Below are 8198 nucleotides of genomic sequence, written 5' to 3'. Positions count from 1 at the left end.
GCCAGCAGCAGCCCCGCAACCGCCCCCGCGACCCCGACCGGCGGCGCCACCGCCGGCACCAGCACCACCAGCACCGCCGCCGCAGCCGCGGCCACCGCGATCCCCAGCCACGCCAGCAACGCCCAGGCGACGAACACCCCGGACCGCCCCGAACCACTCCCGCGTCGCTCGAACTCTACATAGCCCATGCCTCGTACTCTACATACGAAGCCTCGGGTTCACCACCGACCACCCCGAACACGACACAGTCGAATACGACAGGGCACCGGTCCCGGCCCTAGCCGCCGGTCACGCCCCCGGGACGGGCGGGACGGACGGGACGGCGCGACCCGGCCACCGCGGCGCGGGCCGTCGCCGGAGCCGCCTCGGTCGTGAGGAGGTCGGCGCCCTTGGCCACGCGCACGGCGGGGAACCGGCGGGTGACGCGCGTCTTGCCCCAGGTCACCGTCCCGCGTGCCGAGATCTTCTGCCCGGCGTCGGCCCGCCTGGACACCTTGGCCCTGATCGCGCCCCTGACCTTCTGGCCCTTCCTGACCGTGCCGAGGTGGCAGACGACCCTCCGCCCCTTCGACCGGCAGCGCTTCTCACCTGACACGAACTCCAGCGATCTCGGCAGGGTCATCCGGAAGACGGCCCTGCCGGACTTCGCCGGGCCCTTCGCCAGCATCTTGTACGTCCATGCGTAGGTGCCTCCCGGCAGGACGTCCTCCTTGGGCGAGGCCGTGCGGAGCACAACGGCCCCGTCGGCGTGCGCCCCGGTCGCCATGGGCACGACGCCCAGCAGCGGCGCGGCCGCCAGTAGGACGAGACCGCGCTCCTTCCATGTCACGATCACGATGAGACCTTCCGTGGCCGTCGGTTTCTTCCCGGACCCGTCCGTTGTAGCGAGCGGCCGGCCGTTCTCATAACGCCATGTCGGCGTGTCGTCACAGATGGTCACGCCTCACCCGGGCGCGCGTTTCGGGAACCTTCCGCCGGAATCTCCTGCGGTGTTCAGGGCGCACACTGTTGAATCGGCGATGACCCCCCTTCCCGATCACGGAGTTCACCGATGGCTGTCTTCGGCGTCGACTACTCGTGGGGCCGCCCCGGCGTCGCCGCGCTGAAACGCGCCGGGGCGAAGTTCGCGTGCCGCTACCTGTCGCACGACACGACCGGCAAGAACCTGACCCGCGCGGAGGCCGAGGAGCTGTCGGACGCGGGCATCTGGGTGGTGGTCGTCTGGCAGACCACCAAGTCCAGGCCGCTGGCCGGACGCGCCGCCGGGGAGGCCGACGCCAGGGACGCCGCCCGCCAGGCCAGGGCCTGCGGCATGCCGGACGGCAGGCCCATCTACTTCGCCGCCGACTGGGACGCGTCCCCGGGCCAGCAGGACGCGATCAACGCCTACCTCGACGGCGCGGCGAGCGTCCTCGGCCGCGGCCGGGTCGGCCTCTACGCCGGGTACGGGCCGCTGAAGCGCGCGTTCGACGCCGGGAAGATGACCTACGGCTGGCAGACCTACGCCTGGTCGGGCGGCCGGTGGGACTCCCGCGCACAGCTCCAGCAGTACCTCAACGAGCAGACCATCAACGGCGCGGCCGTCGACTACGACCGCGCCGTCGCAGACGACTACGGGCAGTGGCGCGTCGGCGTCTCGCCCGAGGGAGACGACATGCCCGACTACGTGTCCGTCGGCACGGCCACCGAGCAGCGGCTCGCCCCCGGCGTGTGGACGGACGTCAGCTGGGAGACCGAGTACTCCGACCGGCATCACCAGCACTGGAACCAGGGCGGCCCCAGCATCCTGACCGGGTCCGCCCGCTACAGCCTCACCGTGGGGGCGACGGTCACCGGCGTCCCGGCGGGCACCCTGGTCCAGGCCCGCGTGGTGGAGGTCGACGTCGACGACACCGGCAAGTTCGAGGCGGGCCCCACCCAGGACTTCGTCTCCGTCGGCGACAGCACCAACCTGGTGTACGGGCTGGCCGCCGACACCGTCCGGGCGAACCACCGGGTGCGGTTCCAGCTCGTCCAGCACGGCACCGCCGACGCCGCCGTCACCAGCGGAAGCGCCAAGGTCTTCTTCTGGAGATGAAGGCTTCTTCTGGAGATGGGCGTCCGGGCCGCCCGCGGACGCCTCAGAAATCGTCGTTCATGTACGGGGCCAGCGGGACGGCCAGCGCCGCGTCCAGCCGGGCGGCCGCGCCGGGCGTGTGCTCGGTGACCACCCCGACCCGGACGAGCGTGGTCACCCGCATTCCGCCCAGGTAGACGGCGGCCAGGTCGGCGGCCGACAGTGTCAGGTCCGGTTCCCCCGCCGTCCGGTCGCAGGCGGGGGCGGTGCCGGTGGCCAGGCGCCAGCGGCCCTCGTTCGCCGGGACGCGGTCGTCGCGGACCTCCAGGACGAACGTGTCGCCGGTGGCCCAGGACCGCGAGACCAGCGCGCCGGGAACGTCGAGCAGCCGGAGCCAGAGGGCACCGGCGTCCTTCTTGACGACCACCTGGTCCGGGTCGGCCGCCATGTGCGGGAGCAGGTCGTCCACGGGCCGGTTCGGGGCCTGGACGCGCCGGGTCAGGTCGATCGACGCCAGGTATCGCCAGAGCGCGGCCTCCACCGCCGGCGTCTCGGCGACGAGGTCGGTGACCCTGACCGTCTCCTCCTCGTTGGTGCGGTAGACGGCGTAGCCGGCCGGGTGGACCACGACGCGCGGCTCGGTGAAGCCGGGGGCGGTCTCGGGGTCGGCGGGCGGCAGGATGCCCCGTTTCCACCACTCGTCGTCGCGGACCAGGCCGCCCGGCCGCGCGGCGAGCGCGCGGTTGTGGATGGGCCCGACGACCTCCGCGGCGGACGCGGGATCGACCAGCCGGAGGGGACGCTCGTCGGGGACGGTACGGAGCCGGAGCGGCCGGGAGGAGTCGACCTCCAGGCTGATCGCCCGGGTGGCGAGGCCGTACCCGTACCGGCCGTAGATCGCGCCCTGCGAGGCCCAGAGCACCGCGACCGGACGGCCCGCGGCGGCCGCGTCGGCGTGCATCCGCTCCATCATGGACGTGAGGACGCCGCGCCGCCGGTGCGTGGGCAGGACGCCGACGTACGTGACCGCCGAGCAGTCGAGGAACGCGCCCGGCACGGCGAGCCGCATCGGGATGGCCGCGACCTGCCCGGCCAGCGTCCCGCCGTCGTAGGCGCCGATGCGCCCGGCTCGGCGGACCCGCCACCCGTCGCGCTCGTGGTCGCCCTCCTCGACGCGCACGTGGAACACCATGCCGGCGAGGTCGACCATGCGGCCGACGTCCGCCTCGGGGATCTCCCGGATCTCGATCACGGTTCCCACGTTATGCCGCCCCGCAACCCGTTTTCCGGACGCCCCCGGTCCCGGCTCAGCCGCGGACCAGGGTGGCCAGGCACTCCACGTGCTGCGTCATCGGGTAGGCGTCGAAGGCGCGGAGGGTCTCCAGCGTCCAGCCGCGCTCGCCGAAGTAGGCCAGGTCGCGGGCGAGGGTCGCGGGATCGCAGGACACGTAGGCGATCTTGCGGCCGGCGAGCCGGGTGATGTGCTCGACGACGTCGCGGCCGGCGCCCGCCCGGGGCGGGTCGAGGACGACGACGTCGGCGCGGCGCACCCGCTCACCGCCCTGGTGGCCGCCGCCCCGCTTGTTCTGCGCGCGGGACCCGCCGCCGGACGCGCGGCCGAACTCCAGCTCCGCGACGACCTCCTCGACGGGGCCGCGCTCGATGGAGACGTTCGGCAGGTCGCGCAGGTTGAAGCGGGCGTCCCGGACGGCCTGCCCGTCGGATTCGACGCCGACGACGAGCCCGTCCGGCCCGATGCGGTCGCCGAGGACGCCGGCGAACAGGCCCGCGCCGCAGTACAGGTCGAGGGCGATGTCGCCGGGCTTTGGCTCCAGGGCGTCGACCACGGCGTCGGCGAGGAGCTGCGCGGCGCCGGGGTGCACCTGCCAGAAGCCGCTGCCGCTGACCTGGTACAGCCGGCCGGAGACCTCCTCGCGCACGTAGGGCAGGCCGGAGCCCGGCTCCGGCTTGCCGCGGACGAGCCGGACCGGCACGTCGAGCCGCGGCACCCGGATCCTGCGGCGGTCGCGGCCGCGCAGCACGACCAGGCGGTCACCGGTGGACGCGGAGACGATGCCCTCCACGCCGGACGCGCCCGGCCAGCGCTTGCGTTCGATGCCCATCAGCTCCACGCCGGGGTGGGCGATCAGGCATTCGTCGATGGGCTCGATGTCGTGGGAGCGGTGCTTGCGCAGCCCGACGGCCCCGGACGAGACCGCGAACTGCACGCGGGTGCGCCAGCCGAGCCCGGGCGGCGGCATCACCTCCGAGTCCACCGGGTAGGGGACCTCCTCGACGGTCACCGTGCGGGTGATCCCGGCGAGGCGCTGCAGCTGCTCCTCGACCACGGCCGCCTTGAGCGCGCGCTGCGCGGGCAGCGAGGCGTGCTGCCAGTCGCAGCCGCCGCAGCGTCCGGGCCCGGCGAACGGGCACGGCGGTTCGACCCGGTCCGGCGACGCCTCGATGATCTCCACGGCGTCGGCGCGGAGGAAGTTCCTGGTGCGGTCGGTGATCCGGGCCCGCACGCGCTCGCCGGGCAGGGCGTGCCGGACGAAGACCACCCGGCCCTCGTGCCGGGCGACGCAGAAACCGCCGTTGGCGACGTTGCCGACCTCCAGTTCCAGGACGTCGGGCTCCAGTTCAGTCACGGTCCGAAACACTACCGGCACCGGGGCGTGCCCCGGCCCGCGGCGGACGCCGGGACGAGCCGGGCGCGGGCGGCTCGCCGCGCCCCTTGAGCCGGTCGGAGGACTGCAGCTGCCACGCGACGCTGGTCACCATGACGCCGGGCTGGAACAGCAGCCTGCCCTTGAGCCGCAGGGCGCTCTGGTTGTGCAGGAGCTGCTCCCACCAGTGGCCGACGACGTACTCGGGGATGAACACGGTGACCACGTCGCGGGGGCTCTTGCGCCGGACGCTCTTGACGTAGGCGAGGACCGGCCGGGTGATCTCCCGGTACGGCGAGTCGAGGATCTTCAGCGGGACGGGGAGGTCGAGCGCCTCCCACTCGTCCTGGAGCCGCTGGGACTCCGCGGCGTCCACCGCGACCGTGACCGCCTCCAGCGTGGAGGGGCGGGTGGCGCGGGCGTAGGCGAGGGCCCGCAGCGTCGGCTTGTGGATCTTGGAGACGAGCACGATGCCGTGGTTGCGCGCGGGCAGCGCGACGTCCTCGCCGGAGGGCGCCAGCTCCTCGGCGACCCGGTCGTAGTGCTTTCTGATCCCCTTCATCAGCAGGAACAGGGCCGGCATCGCGATGCAGATGATGTAGGCGCCGAGCGTGAACTTGGTGATCAGCACGACGGTCAGCACGATGCCGGTGAGGGTGGCGCCGAAGCCGTTGATGGCCCGGGACGTCTTCATGTGGCGGCGCCGCGCCGCGTCCCGCTCGGTGGCGAGGAGCCGGTTCCAGTGCCGCACCATGCCGACCTGGCTGACGGTGAAGGAGATGAAGACGCCGACGGTGTAGAGCGGGATCAGCGCGCTGACGGACGCGTCGTAGGCGTAGATCAGCAGCCCCGCCATGACGGCGAGGATGATGATGCCGTTGCTCAGGGCCAGCCGGTCGCCGCGGGTGTGGAGCTGGCGCGGGAGGTAGCGGTTCTGCGCGAGGACGGAGCCGAGGACGGGGAAGCCGTTGAAGGCGGTGTTGGCCGCGAGGAACAGGATCAGCGCGGTCATGATGGCGACCAGCGCGAACCCGAACCCGAAGTTGCTGAACACGGTGTGCGCGACCTGCGCGATCACCGGTTCGGCGTCGGTGACCTCCGCGCCGGTGGCCGGGTCGATCAGGTGGCTCCCGTGCGCGGGTTCGGAGAACTTGGCGTCGGTGATGTGGGCGAAGACGGTCACGCCGCCGAACATCGTCATCGACACGAGCCCGAGGAGCAGCAGCGTCGTGGCGGCGTTCCGCCCCTTGGGCTTGCGGAACGCGGGCACGCCGTTGCTGATCGACTCCACGCCGGTCAGCGCGGCGCAGCCGGACGAGAACGCCCGGAGCAGCAGGAAGACCAGGGCGAAGCCGGCGATGTCGGTCTCGTCCCCGCGCAGCTCGTAACCCGCCGTCTTGGCCGTCAGCTCGGTGCCGGAGAGGAGGCGCACCAGGCCCCACGCCAGCATGCCCAGGATCGCGGTCATGAACAGGTAGGTGGGGATGGCGAACGCGATCCCCGCCTCCTTGAGGCCCCGCAGGTTGGCGACGGCGAGCACGGCGAGGACCGCGACCGCCGCGAGGACCTCGTGCGGCTGGATGAACGTCAGCAGCGCCCCGAGGTTCTCGACGCCGGACGACACCGACACGGCCACGGTCAGCGTGTAGTCGACGATCAGCGCGCTCGCGACGACGAGGCCCCAGTTGCCGCCGAGGTTGGTGGTGGCGACCTCGAAGTCGCCGCCGCCGCTCGGGTAGGCCCGGACGTTCTGCCGGTACGAGGCGACCACCGTCAGCAGGACCACCACCACGGCCGCGGCGATCCAGGGCGTGTACTGGTACATCACCAGGCCGCCCGCCGCGAGGGCGATGAGGATCTCCTGCGGGGCGTAGGCCACCGATGACAGGGCATCGCTGGCGAAGACCGGCAGGGCGATGCGCTTGGGAAGGAGCTGTTCGGGCTGCTTCGAACTGCTCAGCGCGCGACCTACGAGCAACCGCTTCGTGAGGTCCGGAACCTTGGACACGGAAGGAGACTCTAGCCGCCGGTTCCGACCGCGCTTCGCAAGCACCGCGGGGACCTGGTTGGGTAGTACTCCCCTGGGCGGATGTGTAGTTTTGCAGCCCGGCAGGGACGGGGGGAACGGCCCCCTGGACGGAAGAGGGAACGGCCGTGCATATCGTGATCATGGGGTGCGGGCGCGTCGGGTCGACGCTCGCCCACATCCTTGAGGACCAGGGCCATTCGGTGTCCATCATCGACCAGAACCCGGAGGCGTTCCGCCGGCTGCGCAGCGGGTTCCGGGGCCGCCGCATCACCGGGTTCGGGTTCGATCGCGACGTGATCGCCGAGGCGGGCATCGAGCGCGCGTCGGCGTTCGTGGCCGTCAGCAGCGGCGACAACTCCAACATCATCTCGGCCCGGGTGGCGCGCGAGACGTTCGGCGTCGACAACGTCGTCGCCCGCATCTACGACCCGCGCCGCGCGGAGGTCTACCAGCGCCTCGGCATCCCGACGGTCGCGACCGTCCGCTGGACCGCCGACCAGATCCTGCGCCGGCTGCTGCCGGAGGGCGCCGAGCCGCTGTGGCGCGACCCCACCGGCGCGGTCGTCCTCGCCGAGCTGGACTCCGGTCACCTGTGGGTGGGCGAGAAGGTCGGCGCGCTGGAGGAGCACGCCGGCACGCGGGTGGCGTTCCTGGGGCGGATGGGCGAGGCTCTCGTTCCCGACCGGGACACGGTGATCCAGGACGGTGACGTCGTGCACATCGTGGCCGGCGCCGACGACCTGGAGCGGGTGAACGCCGCCGTCGCGGCACGGAACGGGGAGGACGCCTGATGCGGGTCGCGATCGCCGGGGCGGGCGCGGTGGGCCGCTCCATCGCCCAGGAGCTGCTGGAGAACGGGCACGAGGTGCTCCTGATCGACAAGAGCCCCAAGGCCATCAAGGTCGAGATGGTGCCGCGGGCGGAATGGCTGCTGGCCGACGCATGCGAGATCTCCGCGCTGGACGACGCGGCCCTGGAGCGCTGCCAGGTCGTGGTCGCCTCGTCCGGTGACGACAAGGTCAACCTCGTGGTGTCGCTGCTCGCCAAGACCGAGTACGGGGTGCCGCGCGTGGTGGCCCGGATCAACCACCCGAACAACGAGTGGCTGTTCAACGAGTCGTGGGGCGTGGACGTGGCCGTGTCCACCCCGCGGCTGCTGTCCGCGCTGGTGGAGGAGGCGGTCAGCGTCGGCGACCTGGTCCGGCTGATGACGTTCCGGCAGGGCGAGGCCAACCTCGTCGAGCTGACGCTGCCGGAGGACGCGCCGCTCGGCGGGCAGCGCGTCGGGTCGGTGGGCTGGCCCCGCGACACCGCGCTGGTGGCGATCCTGCGGGAGGGCCGGGTGCTCGTGCCGACCCCCGACGACACGCTGGAGCCGGGCGACGAGCTGATGTTCTTGGCCAGCCAGGACGTCGAGGACGAACTCGCCGAGCTGCTCGGGGGCCAC

The 8198-nt window shown here is 72.5% G+C and carries 8 protein-coding genes; 3 read left to right on the top strand and 5 right to left on the bottom strand.

Annotated features, from left to right (window positions below):
* Together E1289_RS34635 and E1289_RS34630 are read right to left on the bottom strand one after the other, a co-directional pair.
* Positions 1-188 (bottom strand): hypothetical protein (locus E1289_RS34635; protein WP_207929340.1); only part of this gene is annotated, 188 nt, incomplete at its 3' end.
* 89 nt (positions 189-277) lie between these two features.
* Entirely contained in the window at positions 278-835 is a 558-nt protein-coding gene (locus E1289_RS34630) for a hypothetical protein (RefSeq protein WP_131987910.1), read from the bottom strand.
* Positions 836-1051: 216 nt separating this feature from the next.
* On the opposite strand from E1289_RS34630, the gene E1289_RS34625 reads away from it, so the two are divergent.
* Positions 1052-2077, top strand: coding sequence for a glycoside hydrolase domain-containing protein (locus E1289_RS34625; protein WP_131987908.1), 1026 nt, complete (start codon positions 1052-1054; stop codon positions 2075-2077).
* A gap of 43 nt (positions 2078-2120) precedes the next feature.
* Here the strand turns inward: E1289_RS34625 and E1289_RS34620 are convergent, their stop codons facing one another.
* From E1289_RS34620 to E1289_RS34610, 3 genes are read right to left on the bottom strand one after another with little or no spacing between them, the layout of a single operon-like run.
* Positions 2121-3308, bottom strand: a complete 1188-nt coding sequence (locus tag E1289_RS34620) for a GNAT family N-acetyltransferase (RefSeq protein WP_243713356.1) — start codon at positions 3306-3308, stop codon at positions 2121-2123.
* 55 nt (positions 3309-3363) lie between these two features.
* Positions 3364-4704: a class I SAM-dependent RNA methyltransferase gene (locus E1289_RS34615; protein WP_207929339.1), complete on the bottom strand. Its 1341-nt coding sequence runs from the start codon at positions 4702-4704 to the stop codon at positions 3364-3366.
* On the bottom strand, positions 4697-6730 hold the full coding sequence (locus tag E1289_RS34610; protein ID WP_131987906.1) for an APC family permease: 2034 nt from the start codon (positions 6728-6730) through the stop codon (positions 4697-4699). The genes E1289_RS34615 and E1289_RS34610 overlap by 8 nt, the downstream gene beginning before the upstream one ends.
* A 146-nt stretch (positions 6731-6876) precedes the next feature.
* Here E1289_RS34610 and E1289_RS34605 point away from each other — a divergent pair, with 146 nt between their 5' ends.
* Together E1289_RS34605 and E1289_RS34600 are read left to right on the top strand one after the other, a co-directional pair.
* Positions 6877-7542: a TrkA family potassium uptake protein gene (locus E1289_RS34605; protein WP_131987904.1), complete on the top strand. Its 666-nt coding sequence runs from the start codon at positions 6877-6879 to the stop codon at positions 7540-7542.
* Positions 7542-8198, top strand: a 657-nt coding sequence (locus E1289_RS34600) for a TrkA family potassium uptake protein (RefSeq protein WP_131987902.1), incomplete at its 3' end; no start/stop codon positions are given. The genes E1289_RS34605 and E1289_RS34600, both read left to right, overlap by 1 nt.

It is taken from the genome of Actinomadura sp. 6K520 (genome assembly GCF_004349245.1).
Lineage (GTDB): Bacteria > Actinomycetota > Actinomycetes > Streptosporangiales > Streptosporangiaceae > Spirillospora.
Note: the sequence above shows the minus strand (reverse complement) of the source record. Positions and strands in the feature narration are given on the sequence as shown.

Bases quoted from the DNA above. Each gene is read 5' to 3' on its own strand.
- E1289_RS34625 (WP_131987908.1), top strand. From the start codon at position 1,052: ATGGCTGTCTTCGGCGTCGACTACTCGTGGGGCCGCCCCGGCGTCGCC.